Annotated in this window: 23 protein-coding genes; 5 read left to right on the forward strand and 18 right to left on the reverse strand. The window is 41.8% G+C overall.

Annotated elements, in window-relative coordinates; all coding sequences use genetic code 11:
• Nucleotides 1-203: 203 nt before the first annotated feature.
• The 3 genes from ACEN2L_RS02895 to ACEN2L_RS02905 form a co-directional block, all read right to left on the reverse strand.
• Entirely contained in the window at nt 204-581 is a 378-nt protein-coding gene (locus ACEN2L_RS02895; RefSeq protein WP_441741631.1) for a hypothetical protein, read from the reverse strand.
• 64 nt (nt 582-645) lie between these two features.
• Entirely contained in the window at nt 646-1,389 is a 744-nt protein-coding gene (locus tag ACEN2L_RS02900; protein ID WP_441741632.1) for a tRNA1(Val) (adenine(37)-N6)-methyltransferase, read from the reverse strand.
• A 17-nt stretch (nt 1,390-1,406) separates the two neighbouring features.
• Entirely contained in the window at nt 1,407-2,036 is a 630-nt protein-coding gene (locus ACEN2L_RS02905; protein ID WP_441741633.1) for an NAD(P)H-binding protein, read from the reverse strand.
• Nucleotides 2,037-2,155: 119 nt separating this feature from the next.
• Here ACEN2L_RS02905 and ACEN2L_RS02910 point away from each other — a divergent pair, with 119 nt between their 5' ends.
• Nucleotides 2,156-4,327, forward strand: a complete 2,172-nt coding sequence (locus tag ACEN2L_RS02910) for a DPP IV N-terminal domain-containing protein (protein ID WP_441741634.1) — start codon at nt 2,156-2,158, stop codon at nt 4,325-4,327.
• A gap of 39 nt (nt 4,328-4,366) precedes the next feature.
• On the opposite strand, the gene ACEN2L_RS02915 is transcribed toward ACEN2L_RS02910, so the two are convergent.
• Both ACEN2L_RS02915 and ACEN2L_RS02920 read right to left on the reverse strand, forming a co-directional pair.
• Nucleotides 4,367-5,233 (reverse strand): DUF4010 domain-containing protein, encoded by an 867-nt coding sequence (locus tag ACEN2L_RS02915; protein WP_441741635.1) that lies wholly within the window; start codon nt 5,231-5,233, stop codon nt 4,367-4,369.
• Nucleotides 5,234-5,417: 184 nt separating this feature from the next.
• Nucleotides 5,418-5,792, reverse strand: coding sequence for a PH domain-containing protein (locus ACEN2L_RS02920; RefSeq protein WP_306023739.1), 375 nt, complete (start codon nt 5,790-5,792; stop codon nt 5,418-5,420).
• A 105-nt stretch (nt 5,793-5,897) separates the two neighbouring features.
• Here ACEN2L_RS02920 and ACEN2L_RS02925 point away from each other — a divergent pair, with 105 nt between their 5' ends.
• The 3 genes from ACEN2L_RS02925 to ACEN2L_RS02935 all read left to right on the forward strand — a co-directional run bounded on the left by ACEN2L_RS02925 (nt 5,898) and on the right by ACEN2L_RS02935 (nt 11,109).
• Nucleotides 5,898-6,893, forward strand: a complete 996-nt coding sequence (locus tag ACEN2L_RS02925) for a serine/threonine dehydratase (protein WP_441741636.1) — start codon at nt 5,898-5,900, stop codon at nt 6,891-6,893.
• A 101-nt stretch (nt 6,894-6,994) separates the two neighbouring features.
• Nucleotides 6,995-8,644 (forward strand): amidohydrolase, encoded by a 1,650-nt coding sequence (locus ACEN2L_RS02930; RefSeq protein ID WP_441741637.1) that lies wholly within the window; start codon nt 6,995-6,997, stop codon nt 8,642-8,644.
• Between the two features lie 80 nt (nt 8,645-8,724).
• Entirely contained in the window at nt 8,725-11,109 is a 2,385-nt protein-coding gene (locus ACEN2L_RS02935; RefSeq protein ID WP_441741638.1) for a PilZ domain-containing protein, read from the forward strand.
• A gap of 23 nt (nt 11,110-11,132) precedes the next feature.
• On the opposite strand, the gene ACEN2L_RS02940 is transcribed toward ACEN2L_RS02935, so the two are convergent.
• Both ACEN2L_RS02940 and ACEN2L_RS02945 read right to left on the reverse strand, forming a co-directional pair.
• Nucleotides 11,133-11,660 carry a GNAT family N-acetyltransferase gene (locus tag ACEN2L_RS02940; protein ID WP_441741639.1) on the reverse strand — a complete coding sequence of 176 codons (528 nt, stop codon included), beginning with the start codon at nt 11,658-11,660 and terminating at the stop codon, nt 11,133-11,135.
• Nucleotides 11,620-12,483, reverse strand: coding sequence for an MBL fold metallo-hydrolase (locus ACEN2L_RS02945; protein WP_306023734.1), 864 nt, complete (start codon nt 12,481-12,483; stop codon nt 11,620-11,622). Before ACEN2L_RS02945 ends, ACEN2L_RS02940 begins: the two co-directional genes overlap by 41 nt.
• Before the next feature lie 77 nt (nt 12,484-12,560).
• Here ACEN2L_RS02945 and ACEN2L_RS02950 point away from each other — a divergent pair, with 77 nt between their 5' ends.
• The gene (locus ACEN2L_RS02950; RefSeq protein WP_441741640.1) at nt 12,561-14,312 is read left to right on the forward strand and encodes a Na+/H+ antiporter NhaC family protein; all 1,752 of its coding nucleotides are present in this window, start codon (nt 12,561-12,563) and stop codon (nt 14,310-14,312) included.
• 11 nt (nt 14,313-14,323) lie between these two features.
• Here the strand turns inward: ACEN2L_RS02950 and ACEN2L_RS02955 are convergent, their stop codons facing one another.
• The 11 genes from ACEN2L_RS02955 to fabV all read right to left on the reverse strand — a co-directional run bounded on the left by ACEN2L_RS02955 (nt 14,324) and on the right by fabV (nt 24,657).
• Nucleotides 14,324-14,536: a DUF1653 domain-containing protein gene (locus ACEN2L_RS02955; protein WP_306023732.1), complete on the reverse strand. Its 213-nt coding sequence runs from the start codon at nt 14,534-14,536 to the stop codon at nt 14,324-14,326.
• Nucleotides 14,537-14,658: 122 nt separating this feature from the next.
• The gene (gene dinB, locus ACEN2L_RS02960; protein WP_441741641.1) at nt 14,659-15,729 is read right to left on the reverse strand and encodes a DNA polymerase IV; all 1,071 of its coding nucleotides are present in this window, start codon (nt 15,727-15,729) and stop codon (nt 14,659-14,661) included.
• A gap of 181 nt (nt 15,730-15,910) precedes the next feature.
• Nucleotides 15,911-16,144, reverse strand: coding sequence for a (Na+)-NQR maturation NqrM (gene nqrM, locus ACEN2L_RS02965; protein WP_306023730.1), 234 nt, complete (start codon nt 16,142-16,144; stop codon nt 15,911-15,913).
• A gap of 12 nt (nt 16,145-16,156) precedes the next feature.
• On the reverse strand, nt 16,157-17,173 hold the full coding sequence (locus ACEN2L_RS02970) for an FAD:protein FMN transferase (protein ID WP_441741642.1): 1,017 nt from the start codon (nt 17,171-17,173) through the stop codon (nt 16,157-16,159).
• A 96-nt stretch (nt 17,174-17,269) separates the two neighbouring features.
• Nucleotides 17,270-18,502, reverse strand: coding sequence for an NADH:ubiquinone reductase (Na(+)-transporting) subunit F (gene nqrF / locus ACEN2L_RS02975; RefSeq protein ID WP_306023728.1), 1,233 nt, complete (start codon nt 18,500-18,502; stop codon nt 17,270-17,272).
• A 27-nt stretch (nt 18,503-18,529) separates the two neighbouring features.
• Complete coding sequence (gene nqrE, locus ACEN2L_RS02980; protein ID WP_306023727.1) at nt 18,530-19,138, reverse strand: NADH:ubiquinone reductase (Na(+)-transporting) subunit E; 609 nt, start codon at nt 19,136-19,138, stop codon at nt 18,530-18,532.
• Between the two features lie 3 nt (nt 19,139-19,141).
• Entirely contained in the window at nt 19,142-19,774 is a 633-nt protein-coding gene (locus ACEN2L_RS02985) for an NADH:ubiquinone reductase (Na(+)-transporting) subunit D (RefSeq protein WP_306023726.1), read from the reverse strand.
• A 12-nt stretch (nt 19,775-19,786) separates the two neighbouring features.
• Nucleotides 19,787-20,542, reverse strand: a complete 756-nt coding sequence (locus tag ACEN2L_RS02990) for a Na(+)-translocating NADH-quinone reductase subunit C (protein ID WP_306023725.1) — start codon at nt 20,540-20,542, stop codon at nt 19,787-19,789.
• Nucleotides 20,532-21,743, reverse strand: coding sequence for an NADH:ubiquinone reductase (Na(+)-transporting) subunit B (locus tag ACEN2L_RS02995; RefSeq protein WP_306023724.1), 1,212 nt, complete (start codon nt 21,741-21,743; stop codon nt 20,532-20,534). The genes ACEN2L_RS02990 and ACEN2L_RS02995 overlap by 11 nt, the downstream gene beginning before the upstream one ends.
• 3 nt (nt 21,744-21,746) lie before the next feature.
• Nucleotides 21,747-23,090 carry a Na(+)-translocating NADH-quinone reductase subunit A gene (locus ACEN2L_RS03000; protein WP_441741643.1) on the reverse strand — a complete coding sequence of 448 codons (1,344 nt, stop codon included), beginning with the start codon at nt 23,088-23,090 and terminating at the stop codon, nt 21,747-21,749.
• 388 nt (nt 23,091-23,478) lie between these two features.
• On the reverse strand, nt 23,479-24,657 hold the full coding sequence (gene fabV / locus ACEN2L_RS03005) for an enoyl-ACP reductase FabV (RefSeq protein WP_306023722.1): 1,179 nt from the start codon (nt 24,655-24,657) through the stop codon (nt 23,479-23,481).
• Nucleotides 24,658-24,765: the final 108 nt, after the last annotated feature.

Consider the following 24,765-nt stretch of genomic DNA (forward strand, 5'->3'; position numbering starts at 1 on the left):
TTAATATTACTTGCTGTAAACCTTTGTTGATTAGGCCGTTAATTCAATACCTTTCTTATTAAGGCATAACTAATACAAGGTTTATTCCAATCCTGCAAAACCCAAATACACTGACTTTGCGGCCCTATAGGTGGCAAATAGCCCCATTCATTGTGAGTCACTTGTTCCATGCTACTAAGTAAAAATTACTCACCTGTAGCAGTTTATATATAGGCCTTTACGATGCGAGAAACAGAGCCATGGAAGATAGGAAGGTTAATGCCCGACTCGATGTGATCAGCGGTGTAGGCGTATAAACCAAATAAGTTATCACGACTGTGGCTCATGATAACCGCGTATTTAGGACTGGGATCCACATTGGCTTTGAAGGGGTCAAGTACGGGGATGGTATAACGGCCAAATTGCAGTAAGCCGATTTGTCGACCATTTTGAAAAATCACTCGGTCAAACAAGGGCATTGATAAGATGGCATAGATAGCAAACTTAGGCACTTGAATGGGTACGCCCTGCCACGTTACTTCTACAATTTGCAGCTCCTCAACCAGAGAACGAATAGAGTCTGGCAACTTAGATGTATGCATCACTTACTCCCATCAAGGTTGATTGGCCAATTCAGCTCAGTTGAGCACGTGCACTTAACTTCCTTCAAAATCGTAAATAGTACGCCTTGCATAACTCGATATATTGCTGCGAATACTGCTTTGGCTGCGTATAAATAACGAGGTTGTCACACTGAGCTTGAGTTGAGTATCGACTGAATTTCATCATTTGACGAATGATTTTTGCACCCTCAGTACTTCGTACTTGGATTTGATGTTGTAAAAATAAACCTTGTTTAAGCGCTTTTTCAATAAATGCATTGCTTGTATCGCTAGGCAAAACACAATAAAAAGAGCCGGATTGTGCCAAATGAAAGTCTACCTGTTGCAGTAATTCTGTATGCGTTAAAGCACTGACTTGCCTTGCTTGAATCCGCGGCATATTTTGCTTGGCTGCATTTTGTTGATTAGTTTTATGATTCTCTGCAAAGTAAGGCGGATTGCACATAATTAAATCAAATTTTTGCGCTAAAGCACTGTGCTGCCGCAGCGTTTGTAGGGGGAGATGGACGAAGGTGAGGCGCGGTTCCCACGGGCTGTTTTTTGCGTTGATTTGTGCCTGAAGCACTGCATTGCTATCAATATCAATACCCAGAATGTTGCAATCTTCGGCGGTTTTTTGTGCGAGCATGAGAGCCAATAGACCTGAGCCTGTGCCAATGTCTAGGATGTTTTTGCTAGCCTGGGGTACAATCCAACTCCCTAGCATAATACTGTCGGTACCCACCTTCATAGCACACTGGCTATGCTCAATATAAAAATGCTTGAACTGAAATCCAACTGAAGCCATACAACCTTCCCTACTCCCTAGAATCGTTGTAAACGAACCATTTGTGCTGCTACCTCATGAGCGCTCACTGGGCGATACTTAGCTAATTTACCTTTAAATAAAGGTGCCATAATTTTAGCCAAGCGAGCCCCCAGCCATTCACCAAAACGCTTTTCTTCACGCTCACCCAACAGCAAAGAAGGTCTGACTCCACTAGCATGCTCTAAGCCGGTCATCTTCATGATGGCATTTTCTAACTCGCCTTTAACACGCAAATAAAAGTTACGGCTTTTTGCGTTTGCCCCAACCGATGATATCCAAACAAAACTTGCTGCTCGTTGGGCTCGCGCGAGCTGGGCGGCAATATGCACATATTCGAAATCGACGCGACGAAAGTTTGCACGGCTACCAGCCTTTTTGATGGTAGTACCCAAACATACATAGATATGCTCAGCGCCAAAATAACCTTGGTACTCATCGAGCCGATTAAAATCGATGACAAGGGGTTGCAGTTTTTTATTTGAGTCTATAAACAGATTTTGCGCCAGAGGTTTGCGTAACAATAAGGTTACGCTTTCATAACGTTTATCCACAAGCAGTTGATTTACAAGTTGTTTTCCAACTAAACCTGTGGCACCTAATACTAAAGCATGGAATTTATCAGACATGTTTTACCTGTGGGTAGAGAGCGATTACAATGTTCAGCTGACTAGATAACGACAGAAATAACAGGATACTGATAATAATGAATAAACTCACCTGTCTTTTACTTTGTGGACTCAGCTTAATGACCAGTACAAGTTACAGCGAAACACTCACCATAGAACGCATCTTTAGCTCTCCTGCATTAGAAGGTGCTGCCCCGCGCAGCTTAAAAGTATCACCAGACGGTAAACGCGTCACTTTCTTGCAAGGCAAAGAAACAGACTACGAACGTCTTGACCTATGGGAGTACGACTTAAAAACGAAAAAGATTCAAATGTTATTTAATTCTGATGAATTAAGCTCTGGTCCAGAAGAATTATCTGATGAGGAAAAAGCGCGTCGTGAACGTATGCGTTTGAGCGGCAGCGGGATAGTGAGTTATGAGTGGTCGAAAGATGGCAAGGCCTTGTTATTTCCTTTAGCAGGGGATCTTTACTATTTTAAATTGGGTGACAAAAACGCGATTCAGTTGTTGGATACGCCAGAATTTGAAACAGATTTTCGTTTGTCACCAAAGGGCAATTATGTGTCGTACGTGCGTAACCAAGACTTGTATATCAAGCACATCAAAAATGGCGTCGAAACCCGCCTAACCCATGATGGGCAAGGCCCTATTAAAAACGCCATGGCTGAGTTTGTTGCGCAAGAGGAAATGAACCGCATGACTGGCTATTGGTGGTCACCAGACGAACGTTTTATCGCATATACCCAAATTGACGAAAGCCCTGTGCAAGAAATCACCCGAAGTGAGATATACGCCGATTCTATTGAAATGATTACCCAACGCTATCCCTCAGCTGGCACCAACAATGTAGCGATTAAATTGGGTGTGTTGGATGTAGCCAAACAATCTAGTCGATGGATTGATCTGGGCGAAAATAAAGATATTTATTTAGCCAGAGTTGACTGGATGGCCGACAGCCAAGGCCTTAGCTACCAAATCCAACCGCGCGATCAGCAAGCTCTTGAACTGAAAGCGTATCATTTACAAAAAAACACCCAAAACACCTTATTCCAAGAGAACAGCGATACTTGGGTCAACCTGAATAATGATTTGCATTTTTTAGCTGACAATAAACATTTTATTTGGGCCTCGGAACGAGATGGCTACAAACATTTATATTTGTACAACACCAGCGGCGAGTTAGTTAAGCAACTAACTCAGGGCGCGTGGGTGGTGAATGATATTGAAGCCATTAATGAAGCAAAACAACTTATCTATTTTACTGGTCGTAGAGATACTCCCACCGAAAGTCACTTGTATTCTGTCTCACTGAAAGACGGTGAAATAAAACGGATTAGTCAACGTGCCGGCTTCCATTCTATTTCATTCAGTCAAGATGCGAGTATTTACGTGGATAATTTCTCTACTACCAATACGCCTCCCCAAGTCAGTTTGCACCGGGCTGATGGTAGTCAGATTACGTGGTTGAGTGAAAATAGCATTGATGAAGAGCATCCGCTTCATGCCTATCAAACGCAGTGGGTGAAACCAGAGATAGCAAGTTTTAAAACCGACGATGGTACTGAGCTCTATTATCGTTTGTACAAGCCAACAAACCTGCAAGAAAAACACCCTGTTATCGTTTATTTGTACGGCGGACCTCACGCGCAAATGGTAACCAACAGTTGGGGCGGAAACCGTGGCTTGTTAATGCAATATTGGGTGAACAAAGGCTATGTGGTTTTTACCGTAGATAACCGCGGATCAAATTATCGTGGTAAAGCATTTGAAGATCCGATTTACAAAGCGATGGGAGAAATTGAAGTACAAGATCAAATCGCTGGGGTGAAGTTTTTACGAAGTTTACCCTATGTCGATGAAACGCGTATTGGTGTGCATGGACATAGTTACGGTGGTTATATGACCTTAATGAGTATGTTTAAAGCCCCCGATTACTTTCAAGCGGGTGTTGCAGGTGCACCTGTTACCGATTGGGAGCTATACGATACGCATTACACTGAGCGTTATATGGGTAACCCCAATACCGATAAAGAAGCTTATACTGCGTCTTCAGTATTCCCTTATGCAAAAGCGTTAAAGGGCGACTTACTTATTTATCATGGCATGGCCGACGACAACGTACTGTTTACCAATAGCACCAAGCTATATAAACATTTACAAGATTTGGCTATCCCCTTTGAAGCAATGGATTATCCTGGCAAAAAACATAGTATTCGGGGCAAGAATACCGGTATTCACTTGTACAAAACGATTACCAACTTTTTTGACAAACATTTCGGTATGAAATAACCCGAGTATTCATCGCTACGCAAAACATAGATTTAGACCTCAACTAAATCCAACTTTTACAACAAGCAAGGTAAGCGCTGCGCTAATGACTAGTGCAGCGCTTATTACCGCAATCAGAAAACCCTTTTGCCCCAAGTTTGAGCCTTTATAGACCAGATATGATTTGCTCAATGTATTACCTAAAAGGATGATCAAAAATAGGCCTAAGGGCTCAATGTTGTCAGGGCTCAAAGTCCATTCGGTCATCACTGAAGCAAGAACCGCATGAGCTTCAAACAACGACACCAGCAAGGTACTGAAACCACGAGACGAACCAAATTCGTTACCCACAAAATGCATAGTCCAGATGATGGCTAAAATAAACAAAGACATCCTCAGCACATTTTTCCACACGATGGGATGATCATTCAGCAATTCAATATCTGCAGGAGGAGAGGTCACCTGTTCAACCCTAAAACGTGGATGAGTGCTGACATTGATATAAACCAGAACAAGTGCAAAAAAGACAAGTTGAACGACAAAAGGCAGATAGTAAATAATTGGCGCCGCGTCAGTTAGAAAATAGATGATAAAAATACATTCTGACAGCATTGCCATGATGGCCAGTACCAATGCCAGCAGCAAATCTTTGTCGGCGCTTGCCGAAAATTTTTGCTCATTGAGTACTTGCAAAAAAACAGCTGTACTCGATATAAACCCACCCAAAAAGCCTTGCAACTGAAAGCGACTGTTTTTAGCTAACAGATGAAAACTAAAAAAACTGAATAATTCTAAGCAGGCGATTAAGGGAACTATTTTGAGTAAGGGGTAGTAATGAGCCAACACAAATAACAAGGCAAGTACTGCGATATCAAACCAAAGGTGCGTATCTTTAAAATGGTAAGAGAGGGGTGTGTTGTGCGCCATATGTTTGCGTATTACCTTTTTTCAATGGTGTGACTCATACTGGTTCAAACAGTCAATGACAGAAATAACACCTTATTGGGCTAAATAAGGCAGGTAAAACGTGTTTAGTAAAAAGATATCGAACTACCAAGCGAGGTCTTCAAGCTGTGTTTGGGTAGTTCGAACAGCAATACGCAGTTCGCTATTAGGCAAACATATAGGTAGCTAAAGTTTGCTGAATGCCTACCACGGTGTCTTTTTTTAATTCTTTAACAATAGGATTATCTTGTCCAGATACCCACACTTTAAGCTCTGCGTCCAAATCAAAATGACCTGCCGTTTCTAATTTAAACTGAGTGATGGCACGATAAGGAATTGAATGATAATCGACTTTACGGCCGGTCATCCCTTGTTTATCTATCAATATTAAGCGCTTGTTAGTAAAGACATACATATCCCTAATGACTTTGAATACACGCTGAACCGACTCTGTTTCACCAATTATCGGCGCAAGTTCTTCGGCCACAGATTCGATATCAATTTCAGATGCATTGCCCAGTAAACCGTCTAATAAACCCATTGTGTCTCCTAAAAGTATTTTTAAATCACCATTAAAAATAAACTATATCACCATGTTAGACTATTGACCTGTCAATGATGCTCCTTTTAAAAAAATAGACTAGCCATGCACTCTGTTACCTTTGATGATATTCAATCCGCTCAACGCCGGATCCAGAGCTATATAAATAAAACGCCAATCCTTGAATCATCTTTACTCAATGAATGGTTAGGACATCGCATCTTATTTAAAGCGGAATGTTTACAAAAAGTGGGGGCATTTAAAATACGCGGTGCTTTAAATATGCTGCTTAAAGCCCAAGAAGAAGGGCGTTTAGCCAATCATATTGTAGCCAGCAGTTCAGGCAATCATGCGCAAGCAGTCGCTTATGCCGCTAAAATGCTTGGAGTACGGGCAACCGTGTACAGTGGGCAAAATATATCCCGTGTCAAAGCGGCTGCTACCCGATCTTATGGTGCAGATTTACGCTTAAGTGCAACCCGCAAAGAAGCCGACGAATTAGTGAAACAAGCGGCCACTGAGGCAAATACCCTGTGGGTTCCCCCCTTCAATCATCCGGATATTATTGCTGGACAAGGTACTGTTGCGGCTGATGCACTTGAACAAACAGGCAGGGTAGATAGTATTTTTGCGCCACTTGGTGGTGGTGGTTTAGTGGCAGGTACGTATATTTGTGCCAAAGGTCTCTTCGCTGACTGTGCGGTTATCGGGGTAGAACCAGCCTTAGGAAATGACGCTGCTCGTTCAGTAAAAGTAGGTAAGATCCAATCCTTAGCCGACTCTCCTGCGACACTTGCTGATGGCGCCGCAACTTTAGCAGTTGGCGAGCATACTTTTCCGTTTCTACAACAACTTGATGCTATCCATGAAGTCGATGAAGAGAAAATTGCGTATTGGACTCAATGGCTGCAGCACCTACTAAAAATACACGTTGAACCTACATGCGCCATGAGTATGGACGCGGTATGCAAGTGGTTGGCAGACAAAACCAGTCCACAAACTGTATTAGTACTACTCTCAGGCGGTAATATTGATCAGCTCAAGATGCAGCAAATTTGGCGCATAAACCATTTAGAGGTTCCGCCTAGTTTGTTGCTTTAAAGACTATTTTGTGACACAACATAGTCGATATGTTTGAACAGTTACCTAGAACACTAAGCAAAGATAAAACCAAAAATAACAAGATGAAATAGGGGAATACTATGAGAAATTGGTTGATGCTTGTCATCAGTTTAATGAGCTGTGTTGTATCTGCAGCGCCAACACAAATATCAAATGTAAGAGGTTATACACTAGACAATGACGGTCGACTGATTTCCTTTAGTAACCTCATTTTTGATGGCGGTAAAGTGATCGCAATCGGCAATCATGAACTCAATAATAAATATCCAGAAGCAAATAAGATTGATGGCCAAAACAAGGTATTGTTGCCGGGTCTAATTGACGCCCACGGCCATGTGATGGGCTTGGGAGAAACCCTACTCGAAGTTGACCTACGAGATATTGGCTCAGCGAATTTAGCGGCTCAGAAAGTCAGAGATTATGCCAACCAACACAGTGATTTAACTTGGATAACAGGCCGAGGGTGGAATCAAGTACTATGGCCTGACAAAGCCTTTCCTACCGCACAACAATTAGATGAGTATATTAGCGATCGGCCTGTCGTCCTCTCAAGGGTTGACGGTCATGCCAGTTGGGTAAACAGTAAGGCGCTAGCTCTCGCCGGTATTACCAAAGAAACCTTGGATCCGCCGGGTGGAAAAATTATTCGCGACCAAAGCGGCCAACCCACTGGAGTACTAATCGATAATGCTGATTTATTAGTGACCAGCCTTCTCCCTCGCACTTCAATCGACAGTATGAAAAACAAGCTAAATGCTGCAGGTGAACACTTACTATCTGTAGGGATAACAAGTGCTCACGATGCTGGAATTAGCGAAGGTGTATACGATTATTATCAGCAACGTGTCGCTGAGCATTCTTTACCAGTGCGTATTTACCCAATGATTTCTGCTAGTGACCCTAATTTAAGCGCGCTGCTTCAAAAAGGCTTTGTACAAGACCAGTATGATTATTTATCCATTCGCAGTGTAAAAGCGTATGGTGATGGTGCATTGGGTAGCCGAGGTGCGGCATTATTAGCACCCTACTCTGATGCGCCACAAAACAGCGGGCTTTTACTCACCCGAGAGTCAGAATTTAAGCCTCTTTTTGATTTGGTTTTATCTCAAGGCTTTCAACTGAATTTTCATGCCATTGGAGACCGTGCTAATCGGAAGGTTCTTGACCAATTTGAAGACAGTTTTAAACGAGTTGGAGGCCAGGATTTTCGCAACCGTGTCGAACATGCTCAGGTTGTATCGCTAGACGATATACCCCGATTTTTAAGCTTGAATATTATTCCCTCGATGCAACCAACCCATGCCACCAGTGATAAAAATATGGCAGAGGACCGGATTGGTAAAACACGCTTAAAAGGCGCGTATGCGTGGCACACGTTTTTAAAGCAGGGGTCACCCTTGGCCTTTGGTTCAGATTTCCCAGTTGAATTAGCTAACCCATTTTTTGGCTTGCATGCCGCCGTCACCCGCCAAGATAGAGAAAATCAACCTGTTGGAGGTTGGATCCCTGAAGAGGCAATGAGCATTACGCAAGCGTTTCGAGCCTTTACCCTCGATGCCGCATATGCAGCTCATCAAGATAAAATATTGGGTGGATTGACAGTGGGTAAATGGGCGGATTTCATTTTAGTTGACCAAGATATCTTTACCATAAAGCCACAAGATATTTGGCAAACTCAAGTATTACAAACATGGATTGGCGGTCAAATACGGTTCTCTAAAGCAGATTAATTTGAGCCCTGCTTAAAGTACAGTTCCCCAATCTAGTAATAGTTTACTTTTTGTTACAATAGGGTTAAATAAGCAGACTCTTGCAGAGTAAACAAAAAGAATGGAAAAGTTTAAGTTTGTCGAATTCACCTCTGACACCAACAGATAAGATCAGTGATGATGCGCTTGTTATAAAGCAATACAAGTCACTGATTAATAAGTTAATTCCCCTTCAGCAGGAAAATCGCCTGCTCGAAGGGCTGAATAAATTTTCTAGTCGCTTACCAAGTCGGGTACGGAACATCATCAAAGACGAGGTGATTCGTCTTACTGCATTAACCGACGCCTCTGCTGATAATTCTGAATTTGCCAGATTCCCAGTATTAAAATTTAAACATTTTGGTATTGCTATGCGCCTAGATAAAGTAGGGCGAGAAATACTGCAACGAGAGACAAGCCGATTTTTTGATCGCTACACGGTCGGTGTGTTTGAGTCAGTGATGAACTCAGAACACTATCAATCTTTTATCAAACAAGAACAGCATGAAAAGATTGTCAAAGCATTCAGTGTAGAGTCACAATATTTTAATGACATCGATTTTGCTGATGACTTAGCAATTCGCCCAAACTTCACCGTCTTCAGTCCCGCCTTTGATAAAGGTAAGGCCTGTACTCTGGCTTCGCTGTCTCATAAAACAATGGTGGTTGAAACTAAGCGCACACCCACTATTGATGCTGAACACAATGTATTTATTTTTACTTTCCCCAAGGTCGCAGGGTTTACCGAAAGACAAAGTGAACTGTCGTATAAATTAGAAGCCACTACGTTCAATAAGGAAATGTCGGTATTTGAATCAACTTTCAGTTTGCTACCGGCGACATCTAAAAAGATTGTCGAACGTCTGACTAACTATGTTAAGAGCTCAGTAAACCAATTTCCTTTACAAAGAGAATTAGAAATTGAACGTGTATTACAAAACTTAGAGCGTGACAGAATATTAGCGAATAGCCCTTGGATCCCTTTGTTTCTTGGTTATAAAGACGATCAGCTAAGGCCTTTATTTGAACTAATGACGCCGACGAATATTGAATATAACGAGCGATATTCAAATTTAACTGATTTACCTGCTCAGAAGATTTATGACAATTTAATTAAAGAACTAGAAATTCAAAAAGAAAGTTTCCTCCTCAAAGGCGTTATTCAACATAAAAACCAAGAAATACATGTCGCCGCTACGCATCGGCAGTTAGCCACCAATGGATTGGTAAAACAGTTCATTGAACAGGCGACTCAGTCTGACAAGTTTAGCGTTATCCAGTACCGCTTAGAGTCTGTTAGTAATAGTCATAAATCCGTCGCTTTTGATATTCACGATATCATAGCCAGCGAGTACAGTGAATTATCAGACATTACCCACATACTGTTTTGTAAAGATGTCAGCAATTGGATAGGTGATTTAAAAATAGCCGATCCAGAGCCGTTTAAGCCATTTCCCAAAGCGATTATTGATGACTTAACTCGTTGGCCTATCACTGCTGTGATGGAAGATCAGAGTGACCGACGCGCTGAGGCTCGGTATTTAATGAATGCTCCAGCGTTTATTAAAACAGGGCTCTTTACTCAGCATGAGGCGACCTTAAATGATTTGTCGGCTAGCGGTTTAAAATTGACATTACAAACACCCACAGAGATAGAATTTGACGAGATCATTAAGGTATCAATTAAGTCTCTTAAGTTAAGTGGGCAGAAGTATCAGATCGTTAAATACAATAAAACGTCCGGTGTATTGCATCTGAAGTTACCGCCGCAATTGGTAAAGTCTGAAGGACAAAAATTACGCGGTTTATTTAATAACAATAGTGAATATTTCACTCAGCGAGATATGAGCATTCGCCAAAGAAATATTTTTCGCTTTTTGTGGGAACTCAGTATCCGTAATTTACCCTGTGCTTCAGTCCTCATTACCAATAACCGATTCACCATCGATCGCTTGAAAACGATTTATCACAAAGAAGATAGTTTTGATCTTAAACCCTTTGCTGTATTAGCAAACGAGGTGCCACTGCATGGATTTTTAGCCGATAAAGACGCCATTGGACCCAAGTCACAACTGCTTGAAGATATGCTCCGTAAAAACGTGAGAGATGCCCATGTAGTGCATGTTGAGCGCAGTAAAAATAAACAAATTATATTCGTCAATGAACAAGAATTTTTGTTTGGTAAAGTGCGAGGGCAAATTAGCGAACATGTCGCTAAAAATGCCGTTGAGCCTTTTATTACCCACTTAAGTGCGATGCGCTGTAAAGATCCCAACACCCCTTTAACGAGTAAACGGTTGGCGCAAATATCCAAGATAGACCTTAATATTTACACCAAGTTAAACACCATGCAAAAAGGTTATACCCACGTTTTATATATAACTAACGTGTCTTTATTTCACAGTGTGTTATTAAAATTTGGTATCTACCCTGATAAAACTAGCTAAAGGGCCAAGGTTGACTGCCTCCTTCAGTCTAAGACCATATAGAGACAATCTTGCATATTGGGGGGCAAATCTGCAGGATAAATTCTCGTCTTAAACCCTATCGCCGAGTAGGCACGCAAAGCAGGAGAATTGTCTTTATAAACAAACAATGAGGCTTCACGCTGTCCGTTAATTTGCACTGCCATTTCGAGTAAACCAAAAATAAGCTTTTTTACTAAACCTTGGTTTCTATGCTTTGGACTTACGACTAAACGTCCAAGGTGATGCCTGTCTAGCCGTAAATAGAATTGCCCAAACGCAACAACGCTATTGTCAGGGTCTAACAAACAATAAGAGCTAAGATGAGACTCTTGCAATAGGCTCATAAATGTTTCATCACTGATAGGATAATACATATTTGGCCCACCCCAAGTGAGCATTTGCTGCTGGTCACTAAACCAGCTTTTGACCGTCAATAAGTTTGAATCGGTAGCGAGTACCAATTGGTACGAGCTACCAAGACAATCCATCTTATTGACCGTTATACAGGGTGCTGATCCACTTTTCTTCATTAATAAACTGCCAAGACCACGCTTTCCATTTATCGTCTAAGCCCGATGAAATTAAATCCCCTAAGCTGACGCCTTGGTCTTTTTTGGTTTTTATATAGGCCGCTGTCTCTACGATCATATCTAAGGCGCTTTGATAATCTGCTTTAGTAGCTAGTTTGCCGTGGCCAGGTATAATTTGAGTGTCTTCGTTCAACATCGCAATAAGACTGCGCACATTCTTAATATATCCGTCTACTGTGCCGCCACCATCTAAATCGATATAAGGGAAACGTCCTTGGAAAAATAAGTCCCCAGCGTGCAGTACATTGGCTTTTTCAAACCAAATGACGCTATCGCTATCAGTATGCCCCGCTGGTAAATGCGTGACCTTAATGGTTTCACCATTAAAATGTAAAGTAATACCTTCTGCAAAAGTCACCACAGGTAATGCCGCAGGTTTTACCTCCTTATCAGCTTGGAGGCGAGTACGAACATTATGGTGAGCAAAAATAGTTGTATCTTGAATCTCGCTGAAGTAGGCATTTGAACCAGTATGATCACCATGATAGTGAGTATTCACTACGTACTTCATTTTATTGCTTGAAATGTTGCCAATGGCCTTAGCAATTTTATCTGCTAATGGAGCAAATTGGTCATCAATAATCAAGATCCCATCATCGCCAGCAGAAACGCCAATGTTACCGCCCATGCCGGTGAGCATATAGACCGAATCATTTAAACGCTGGCTCTCTATTTTAGTTTCAGCAAAAGCATCCCGTGCTTCAGCGTTTACCATGCCTAATGAAGCCACTAGGCCAATAACAAGCATTAATTTTGTGCGCATTGTATATCCCTTTGTTTTTAAATAGTAAAAGTAAGTGATAGATTGTAGACCAAGCAAGTCATTAAAAAGAACTCAGCATGCCAAGCGTCAGCAAACAGTTTACCTTAGTTTTATGTGTAATCAGTATCGTAGCTGCGTTTTATGTTTATATTAACGTGCCACCCTCTTGGGTAGAGTCACAACTACGCTTCGAGACTTATACAGATAACAAGGGTAATTGGATGTATCAGGCGGGCGGAAAAACATTAAAGATAGACCAGATTGTTGATTATGAAAATTCGCCACTTCGCCAAAGTGCACTAACGCTAACCACCCATCCCCCCGCCTTAAAGCAGCAGTGGGTGTGGTTATCAGATAGCTCAGAGTCAGCAGATGCGCAAGCTTCCAGCTTAGTACTGTTAAAAGCTGATTTTCACTATGGTTTATGGTCTTTGTTGCCTGCATTTATTGCTATTTTGCTGTGCCTAATAACCAAGGAACCGTTTGTAGCCTTATTAAGTGGCATCGTGGTGGGGGCAATCATAATGGGACAGTTTGATATTTTTAGTCAAGTGCTGATCCCCGCTGTCGGTACCACCAGCGCCGCTTCTATTTTAATTCTGTACTTGTGGTTATTAGGAGGGCTAATGGGTGTTTGGGGCAAAACAGGGGCTGCGCAGGCCTTTGCGGAATATATGAGTAAGCACTATGTAAAAGGCCCCCGCTCAGCTAAGTTAGTGGCTTGGTTTCTAGGTATTATTTTTTTTCAAGGCGGTACGATGAGTACTGTATTAGTGGGCACAACAGTGAAACCTATCGCTGACAAAGCTAAGGTTAGCCACGAAGAACTCAGTTACGTCGTTGATTCGACGGCATCACCCGTAGCAGCATTAATTGCATTTAACGCTTGGCCTGCATATATACAAGGTTTTTTATTCATTCCAGGTGTAGCCTTTCTTGCCACTGAAAGTCAGCGCGTTGCATTCTTTTTTGCTAGTGTGCCGTTTAGTTTTTATGCCATATTTGCCGTAATAGGCACGCTATTGTTAAGTTTAAACATCACTATCTTCAGTGGCCCCTTGTTAAAAAAGGCCTTAACTAGAGCCAGCACTACTGGTGAGTTAGATAGTAAAACCACCCGTCCAATTAGTGCCAAAGAGTTACATAACACCAATGTACCAAAAGGATATAAAGCCAATCTGGTCGAGTTCTTATTACCTCTGGTAAGTTTGATTTGCGTGGCGGTAATCACCCATTTCAATATGGGCTCTCCTCAAATACATTGGGCATTTGCCACTGCCTTGTTTATTGCGGCCTCTATTGCATTGATTAAAGGCATGAGTTTGCATCAGCTTTTAGAGGGCTTAGGAGACGGCTTAAAAGGAGTCGTGTTTGCCTCGGTTATTCTCATGCTGGCCTTAACTATTGGCTTAATCAGCAGGCAGCTCGGTGGTGGAATTTTTTTAGTTGAATCACTAGGCGATCAAATACCGTTTTGGGCTTTGCCTCTTATATTGCAAGGCATGACCATGTTAATTGCATTTTCTACAGGAACAAGCTGGGGCACCTATGCCATTGCATTTCCCTTAGCCATGCCACTGGCTTGGTCCTTAGCGCAATCTCAAAACCTAGCTCATCCTGAGCTGTATTTAATGATTTGTTTTGCTACGGTACTTAATGGCAGTGTATACGGCGACCAGTGTTCGCCCATTTCTGATACCACTATATTAAGTGCCATGACCACGGGTTGCGATTTAATGGATCACGTTAAGAGTCAAATCCTACCTGCTAGTTATGCAGCAATGTTAGCAGGACTCTGTTGGACACTTAGTGCACTAATATTGACCTAAATTTACCACGCTTAGTTTTCGATATAGCTAAATCGAGGGGTTGGTACACCATCAAGCAATACCGACTCGGTAAACATCGATAAAGGTCTTACCCACAAACCTTGATCGCCATAAAGAGGCCGATACACCACTAACTCAGATTTATCCTCTGAATGTTGTGCTACCCCCAGTACTTCATAATCATTACCCTTGTAATGACGGTACTTACCCTTTGGTATGTCCACTTGGATTCCTTTTAGTTTTTCACATAAAACACTGACTAATGTGATGTAAATCTTAAAATGATGCTTACTCTAGGCTAATTCAACGTATGATGATGACTAACAACACAAACCTTGCTAAAACCCTAGATTGAACCAGTTAAATTAAAATCAAAAGTGAGCTGCTGAACCTGACTGTCTGCTAATAAGCTAACGTGCAATCCCACTAAACGAATTCCTCTGCCGGCGCTTCTTGCTAAGGCCTCTGCAAGTAGTTCATCGAAATATTGCTCATTCAATATATGACAACGATGCTCCACTGTAGTTTGCTGAAAGTCACTGAATTTAATTTTTATACCTTGGCTTTGTATGCGAAGATCTGGGCTCGATTTTATTAAGCGCTTTTTAAGCATGGGGAATAAGGTATGAGTGACGGTTCTGCAATCATCCATACTTGTAATATCTTGAGATAAGGTGCGTTCGACCCCAACCGACTTTCGTTGTCGATCAACCTGTAATTCACGTTCATCTTCGCCATGACTTCTTGACCATATCACTAAACCAAATTTACCAAATCGTTTAATCAAATCGTCAAACGGAAATGTTCTGATGTCTTCACAGCTATAAAGGCCCATCTTATTTAGTTTCTCTAGTGTCACCTTCCCTACCCCAGGAATTTTACCTAAGGGCAGCTTTCTGACAAAGTCGTCTAATTTTGTTGGCGGGATGACACATATACCGTTAGGTTTGTTTTCATCGCTGGCTATTTTGGCGACAAATTTACAAGGAGCGACACCAGCAGAAGCAGTTAATTGGGTTTCATTGTAAATAGCTTGGCGAATATCTTGCGCGATTAAAGTAGCACTTCCGCCATGTAAGGTAGACTCACTGACATCGAGATAAGCTTCGTCCAACGATAATGGTTCTATTTTATCCGTGTAGCGGCTAAATATTGCGCGAATTTGTTGAGATATTTGGGCATAAACATCCATCCGTCCTGGCGCTAACACTAAGTTTGGACAAAGTTTAAAGGCATGTGCTGTTGCCATTGCAGAACGCACCCCAAATTGACGGGCGATATAATTACAAGTTGAGATTACGCCACGCCTGTCCTGGCTTCCACCAATGGCTAAGGGAACATTTTGTAGATCAGGATTGTCACGCATCTCTACGGCTGCATAGAAACAATCCATATCGATGTGTATGATTTTCTTCATAAGCACAAACACTGTTTATTATTACAGTATTTTGCAACACTGATATTACAAGTCAATACAAATTCTTGTGAATTCATCCATGTTTATTCATATCAAGCAGTATTGTGCGCTTAAATCAAATGCCATAAAAAAGCCGATAACAACGTACCGGCTTAGGTGCTAACTAAAAAAGTATTAGGCCTTATAGTATTTGATTTTTCTTCCACTCGTTAAGTTTTTCTTGGCGCTGCTCTTCTTTTTCCATGCGGGCTTTCTTTCGATCACAAGGTTCCGGACAATCACAGGCTTTTGCAATACCCAATGCGCCAAGACCACCACAACTGCCACTAATTGTTTTTTTCTGCACCCAATAGCCCACTGACATAGCGGCAACCACTATGACAAAAAACACGAATGCTAAAATAAAAGTACTCATAATAAATCCTGTTTAATATTCAGTGACGATTTTGTCGAACATAGGACTAGTATACTCTTTAAATTCATCCCCTTCTTTAGTTATCAATAATACTGCGATCTGATTTTCAGCAGCCAATGCTAACGCCTTGTCTTTACCCATTATACTTAGCGCTGTTGCTAAACCATCTGCCGTCATACAAGAAGGATCGACAACCGTTACCGATACCAAATTATGGGTAATGGGTTTGCCGGTGGAGGGGTCAATTAAATGAGAGTACCTGACTCCATCAACCTCAAAGTAATTTCGATAATCGCCTGAGGTCGCTATGCCATTATTGCCGACACTGATAATCCGCTCAACAGCCCTTTCTTGTGTAATCGGCTTTTCTATGGCCACCCGCCAATCAGCCCCATTAATTTTTTTTCCTGAGAGGCGCATCTCACCACCAATCTCAACTAAGTAATTTACTATGTGATGCTCATCTAGTAGCTCTGCGACAAGATCTACGCCGTAACCTTTAGCTATAGTAGATAAATCAACATATAAAGTAGGCTCAGTTTTGCTTGCACTCGTTGTAGTCAGTAGCAACTTGTCTAAGCCAGTTCGCGCTTTTACATTGGCGACAAGTTCCTCGCTAGGCGCCCTTTCAGGTCTAGCTTCTGGTCCAAACCCCCACAAGTTGACTAAAGGTCCAACGGTGACATCTAGGACGCCTTTACTCAGGGCGCCGAGACGCTTAGCTTCTTCCATCACTTTTAATGTTTGAGGTGACAATGGAAATGGTTCGGTACTTTGCCACTGATTAAAGCGAGATAGCTCTGAATCAGCCATGTAGGTCGACATAAGTTTATTCACCTGTAGTAGCGCTGAATCTATTTCTTGTTGCAACTTTGCCGACTCAATATTGCCGTTTGGTACATATTTAATATTGTAAACGGTCCCCATAGTAGGACCGCTGAGATATATTTCAGCTTGGTTGGTGGGAGAACACTGACTGAGTAAAACCACCAACAAAATACTGACCAATGACCTAATGCCGAGATACATAGTAGATTTCCACTTACAATTTTAAACTAAAGAAAAAGGGGCTCTCGCCCCTTTTAACTATTTTTACTTATAGTGACTTTGCATTAAGCGAAGATCTTAGCCACCAAAGTCATCTAACATGATGTTTTCGTCTTCAACACCCAACTCTTTCAGCATGTTAATCACTGCTGCATTCATCATGGGTGGTCCACACATATAGAATTCACAATCTTCAGGTGCGGGATGCTCCTGCAAGTAATTTTTTAATAATACTTGGTGAATAAAACCAGTGTAACCTTCCCAGTTATCTTCAGGTTGAGGATCTGACAATGCAACGTGCCATTCAAAGTTTTCGTTTTCTTTGGCTAGCATGTCAAAGTCTTCTACATAAAACATTTCGCGCAATGAACGAGCGCCATACCAAAAGGTAATTTTACGATCAGTTTTTAAGCGACGTAGTTGGTCGAAAATGTGTGAGCGCATCGGCGCCATACCAGCACCACCACCAACGAATACCATTTCTGCTTTTGTTTCTTTTGCAAAGAATTCACCAAAAGGACCAGAAATTGTCGCTTTGTCTCCTTCTTTTAAGCTCCAGATATAAGACGACATTTTACCAGCTGGAAGCGTAAGATTATTAGGTGGCGGCGTAGCGATACGCACGTTCAACATAATAATACCCTCTTCTTCGGGGTAGTTGGCCATTGAATAAGCGCGGATTGTCTCTTCATCAACTTTTGATTCTATGTTAAAGAAGCCAAAACGTTCCCAGTCTCCACGGTATTTTTCAGGTACGTCAAACTCACTATACTTAACGTGGTGCGCTGGTGCCTCAATTTGAATATAGCCACCTGCTTTGAACGGAACACTTTCGCCATTTGGAATCTTAAGTTTAAGTTCTTTGATAAAGGTGGCTTTGTTGTCATTAGAAATAACTTCACAATCCCATTTTTTGATACCAAAAATCTCTTCTTCTAACTCAATTTCCATATCTTGTTTAATAGACAACTGACAAGACAAACGGCAACCATGTTTCGCTTCTTTTTTACTTATGTGGTCAAGCTCGGTAGGCAGAATCTCACCGCCACCAGACGTAACATCAACTCTGCACTGACCACATGAGCCACCACCACCACAAGCTGAAGATACAAAGATGCCATTATTCGCTAATACGCCTAATAACTTGTCGCCAGATTGTGCCGTGATACGTTTATTTGGGTCACCATTGATGGTGATAGTGATATCGCCTTCTGGTACTAGTTTCGATTTTGCAAACATAATGATTGCAACCAAAGCCAATACGATGACGATGAACATGCCAACACCAAGGTATATTTCATTTGGATTCATTTAATAATTACTCCTACTCGATGTGGTTTACAGTGAAATACCAGTGAAAGACTGGAAGCCTAAGGCCATTAAACCCGCGATCATAAACACTGAACCTAATCCTCTGATGCCTTCTGGCATGTCAGCGTATTTCAGTTTTTCACGCACCGCTGCCAATAAGGTGATTGCAATCGCCCAACCTAAACCACTACCGATACCATAAACAATACTTTCACTGAAGTTGTATTCACGTTGTACCGCGAACGCTACACCACCGAAGATAGCGCAGTTAACGGTAATTAAAGGTAAGAAAATACCTAACGCGTTGTACAAAGCAGGGAAAAACTTATCTAGAGTCATTTCCAAAATTTGTACTAACGCAGCTATTACGCCGATGAAAGTCAAAAAGCTCAAAAAGCTAAGGTCAGCATCAGGAAACCCTGCCCATGCTAAGGCACCAGGAGCAAGAATATTTACATAGATAACTTGGTTGACAGGTACAGAGATACCTAAAACCACGATAACCGCTACGCCTAAACCCATGGCAGTTTTAACTTTTTTCGATACCGCCAAAAAAGTACACATACCTAAAAACAAAGACAAGGCCATGTTCTCGATGAACACGGATTTGACGAAAATACTAATGTAATGTTCCATGAATTACTCCTTCGGCTCGACTTGTTCAGGACGAATAGTACGAATCACCCAAATTAAACCAGCAATCAAGAAGAATGAGCTAAAAGGTAAAATTAACAAACCGTTTCCTTGATACCAACCGCCATTTTGAACTAGTGATAACACTTCAAAGTTCAAAATAGTACCGAAGCCAAATAGTTCTTTAATTGTGCCGATAATAATAAGAACTAACGAATAGCCCAGACCGTTACCGATACCGTCTAAAAACGACATAAAGGGTGGACTCTTCATGGCATAAGCTTCAGCTCGGCCCATAACGATACAGTTAGTAATGATTAATCCAACAAACACCGAAAGCTGCTTTGATATTTCATAACTGTAGGCCTTCAGAATTTGGTCAACCACGATTACCAGTGAAGCAATGATAGTCATCTGAATGATGATTCGTACACTCGAAGGAATCTGATTCCGAATTAACGAGATAAAAAGATTAGAAAACGCAGTTACCGTAGTAAGAGCCAAACCCATTACCAAAGCAGTTTCTAATTTTGTAGTAATTGCTAGTGCAGAACAAACGCCCAGAACTTGCAATGCGATAGGGTTATTGTCCAGGATTGGCCCGAACAGTACCTTTTTCATTTCTTTAGTTTCAGCCATTGTACAAAGCCCTTATGATTTCCAAGTCTGATTTTTGAGGAACGGTCCGTAACCATTATCGCCTGCCCAATAATCAAGTGTATTTTGTACACCGTTACTGGTTAAAGTAGCTCCCGATAAGGCATCAACCACATAGTCGCTGGACGAGTCAGCATTCTTCTTTACTTGAATGGCCACTTCGCCATCCTTATAAAGTTTTTTGCCGTCCCATTGTGCTTTCCAGCTGGGGTTTTGTACTTCGCCGCCTAATCCAGGCGTTTCTTTTTGCTTGTAATAGACCAACTGACGAATGGTATTACCATCAACGTCTAATGCTAGGTAGCCATACATCATATCCCACAAGCCACTCCCATTCACAGGCAATATAATGCGATTTACCGCACCAGCTTCATCTTTAACCAAAAAGACATTTGCTACACTTGAGCGATATTGGAAGCCAACATTGCTGTTTTCAACTTTAACGCTGTAGTCTTCTTTCTTAGCTGCCTTATACATATCAAAGTCATCACTTACTTCGACATATTTGCCTGTGCTCAAGTCAACAAAGCGCTCTTCAACGTATTTGTCAAAAGCACAAGCAACATTACAATCGCTTGTGACAGGTAAACCAGCAGCTTCAATAATATTTGATTTTTGGTCTAGGTCAGCGTTCGTTTCTTGCAAGCTACGTAAACCAACAGCCGCCCCCGAAACAATAATTGAACATACCAAACAGACGGCTAGTACAACGCCTATCGTTTTACCTAAAGTTTCTTTTTTAGCCGACACGTGCCATCCTCCGTTTTATATTGCTTTGGGCAACAAAGTAATCAAATAAGGGTGCCCATAAATTTGCAAACAATATCGCTAACATCATACCTTCAGGGAAGGCGGGGTTGATTACGCGGATCATAATACACATCGCACCAATCATAATTCCGTATGCCCATTTACCAGTGTTAGTAAACGACGCGGAAACCGGATCTGTAGCCATAAAGAACATACCGAAAGCAAAGCCACCAGTAACTAAATGCCAGTACCAAGGCATTGCAAACATGGCGTTGGTATCACTTCCAATAAGGTTGAGCAATAAACTGAAGGCTGCCCCACCGAGTAACACTCCGAGTACTATCCGCCAAGACGCAATCCGTAGATAGATAATAAACAAACCGCCTAACATTATGGCCAAGGTTGATACTTCACCCATTGAACCTTGAATATTACCCAAAAATGCATCCCACCAGTCTGCATTAATGCTCCAATCACTTACTGAGCCAGATGCAGCTTTACTCAACCAAGTTGCACCAGAGAAGCCGTCAGCGGCAGTCCAAATGGCATCACCTGAAATTTGTGCAGGGTAAGCGAAATACAAAAACGCACGACCAGACAAAGCTGGGTTCAAGAAGTTACGACCCGTACCACCGAATACTTCTTTGGCAATAACCACACCAAAGGTGATACCCAAGGCAACTTGCCATAGCGGAATCGTGGCAGGTAGAGTTAAGGCAAATAATACCGAGGTAACAAAGAAACCCTCGTTGATCTCGTGCTTACGTACTGATGCAAACAGCACTTCCCAAAAACCACCAACAATGAAAGTAACGGCATAAACAGGAATGAAGAAACAAGCTCCGTATAAGAACATGGCTAAACCGCCAGTACTTTCCAAGCCTATCTGACCACCTAAAGAGGCAAACAAAGCCGCCTGCCACATATCAGGCATCGCACCCGCTCCTGCTAAAATAGCGTTATGTGCTTGGTGTCCGATATTATACATACCGTAAAACATGGCTGGAAACGTTGCCATCCATACCATAATCATAATACGTTTTAGATCGATGCTATCACGTACGTGAGTATTGGCTTTGTTTACCTTACCTGGGGTATAAAAAATAGTTGCTGCCGCTTCGTACAAAGCATAAAACTTTTCGTACTTACCGCCCGCTTCAAAATCAGGTTCAATCTTTTCTAAATACGCTTTTAAACCCATGACTTAACCCTCTTTCTCAATCTTATCAAGACAATCACGCAAGATAGGCCCGTAGTTATATTTGCCTGGGCAAACATAGGTACACAATGCCAAATCTTCTTCGTCTAGTTCTAAGCACCCTAGTGTCTGCGCACCATCAGTATCGCCAGCGATCATATCTCTGAGCAATAAAGTAGGCAGAATATCAAGGGGCATAACCCGCTCGTAGTTTCCAATAGGTACCATTGAACGGTCAGAACCATTAGTTGTTGTGGTCATTTTAAACAGACGTTTAGGATTCAAGTGAGCAAGATAGGCTCTTGTCACTGAGTGTTGATTTGCACCAGGCTTTATCCAGCCAAACAATTCTTTTTCACGACCTTCACGCAATACTGAAACTTGTACGTGGAAACGACCTAAGTATCCGTGAACGCCGGTGGCTTTGTTACCCATCAACACTGATCCAGAAAGGACTCTTAAATCCCCTTCATTGATCTCGTTTGCAGTTAATTGAGCAAGATCAGCACCTAATAGAGTTTTCACTAAGCGAGGCACTTTCACTTCCGGACCTGCAAGCGATACAACACGGGTTGAATCAAGCTCACCAGTTGTGAACAAGTGACCGATAGCAATTACGTCTTGGTAACCGACATGCCACACTTTTTTATTGGCACCAACACCGTCCAAATAATGGATATGTGTACCCACCAAACCAGCAGGGTGAGGACCAGCAAACTGATTAACCGAAACTTTACTCACTGAGCCAGTTGGAATAGTTGCATCAGGCGCTTTGCCTACAAAAACTTTACCTTCTGTTAGCTGACTTATCACCTGCAAACCATTAACAAAATCTTCACTGCGCTGAGCAATAATGACTTGTGGGTCAGCGGCAAGTGGATTGGTATCCATTGCGCTAACAAATATTGATTTAGGTTTGCTATCTAAGGCGGGAGACTTGCTAAATGGACGAGTGCGTATTGCTGTCCACAAACCAGACTTCACTAACTGCTCTTGCACCTTACTGGCGTCAAGAGAAGCAAGCTCAGACTGACTATACTTAGAAAATACTTCGCTTTCGTTACCGTCGATTTCGATAACCACAGATTGCAAAACTCGTTTTGCACCGCGATTAACCTCAACCACTTTTCCGGCAGCAGGAGCAGTGAATAATACGCCGGGGTTCTTTTTATCTTCAAAAAGAACTTGACCTTTTTTCACTACATCGCCTTCTTGGACATGCATCGTAGGACGCATGCCAATATATTCTTCCCCCAAAATAGCAACCCGGCTTACCTGATTGCCCTCATGGATAGTTTGTTGTGGCACTCCCTCGATGGGGAGGTCTAGCCCTTTCGTGATTTTTATCATAAGCAATTGCACTACTCTATTTAATACACAGCACGATTAGACTCTTGTTGTTACACCCTATGAGCCCAACTAAAAATCTAATCGTGATGTGTCTTGTATTAACTCCGCTGAAATAGCCCGCGGCTCTATGATTTGCTACCTTGCTCTTGCTTTATTTATTCTTAAAGCCCTAAATAAAGATCAACCCCTAAAGATTAGCAAAGGAATTTTAGCACCAACCCAAGCCTATCTGCCATGCAAATTATTGTTTAAACACTTTTTTTATGTACTTTTTATGTATTTATATCAAATTTTCAATTTATTTGGCGGCGCAATCTAACACAAAAGACGCAAGAATAAAAAACCGCTAGAAAGCGGTTTTCTATTTTTATCTATCAAAAGTTACATTTTACCATTCAACTAAGGGTTCAACATCGGCATCATAATCAACGCCTTCAATGTCAAAACCAAAAAGGCGTAAAAATTCATGATGATAACCAGCATAATCACTTAATTGGTGAAAATTATCCTGAGTCACCTGATCCCACAATGATTTGATTTTAGCTTGGGTACTGTCATTGGTTTCTTTTGCGTTCATGTACAAACGTCCCAGATCATCAGTATCCGGCTGTTCTTTAACGAGTTTCTCAGCAAATAAATCGTAGATTTGTTCTATACAGCCTTGATGTGTGCCTTCTTCTTTCATCACTTTATAGATGAGAGAAATATACAGAGGCATAACCGGTATAGCCGAACTAGCTTGAGTTACTAAGGCTTTTAAAGACGACACATAAGCCTGAACCTTTTTATCTGCTTTGGTCTTAGTAATAGCCGCCGCAGCACGGTCTAGGTCTTCTTTAGCGCGACCAATAGTAGCTTGACCATAAATCGGCCACGTTAATTCTTTACCCACGTAGGTATAAGCTGTGGTTTTGCAACCCTCAGCAAGCAAATCAGCTTCAGCTAGTGCGTTTAACCATAGCTCCCAATCTTCGCCACCCATGACTTTAATCGTTTGTTCTATCTCTTCATCATTAGCAGGTTCTAGTTCAATTTCATGCACTAGATTTTTATCAGTATCATAGGTTTTGGTTTTATAGCTTTGCCCCACTGGCTTTAGTGTTGATTTATACACTTCACCTGTCTCTGGATCCGTTCTACGGGGAGAAGCCAAGCTATAAATAACCAAGTCAACTTTGCCCATATCAGCTTTTAATGTATCGATAACCTGCTGTTTCATTTCCTTGCCAAAGGCGTCACCGTTCAGCGTATTGGCATACAAACCAGCAACTTGAGCTTCTTGATGAAAAGCGGCCGTGTTGTACCAACCAGCAGTGGCCGTTTTTCTATCACTGGGCGGTTTTTCAAAGCACACACCTAAAGTATTCGCACCACCAGCAAACGCGGCAGTAATTCTTGAAGCAAGTCCGTAACCAGTCGAACATCCGATAACCAATACGTTTTTTGGTGGATTATTTAACTCACCTTGTGCTTGAACATAAGCTATTTGCTGTTTTACGCTCGCTGCACAGCCAATAGGATGCGCATTCGTACAAATAAAGCCTCGAATTTTGGGCTTAATAATCATGTTTTTTCCCTACTATTTTTAACTGGCGTTAGTCTACTCGTTCAAAACAAAATAACAGATCTGAACAGCTACAGTGATGCCTACTATCTCAGCAATTAGCTGCAATTT

Source organism: Flavobacterium sp. W21_SRS_FM6 (assembly GCF_052119645.1).
Lineage (GTDB): Bacteria > Pseudomonadota > Gammaproteobacteria > Enterobacterales > Alteromonadaceae > Paraglaciecola.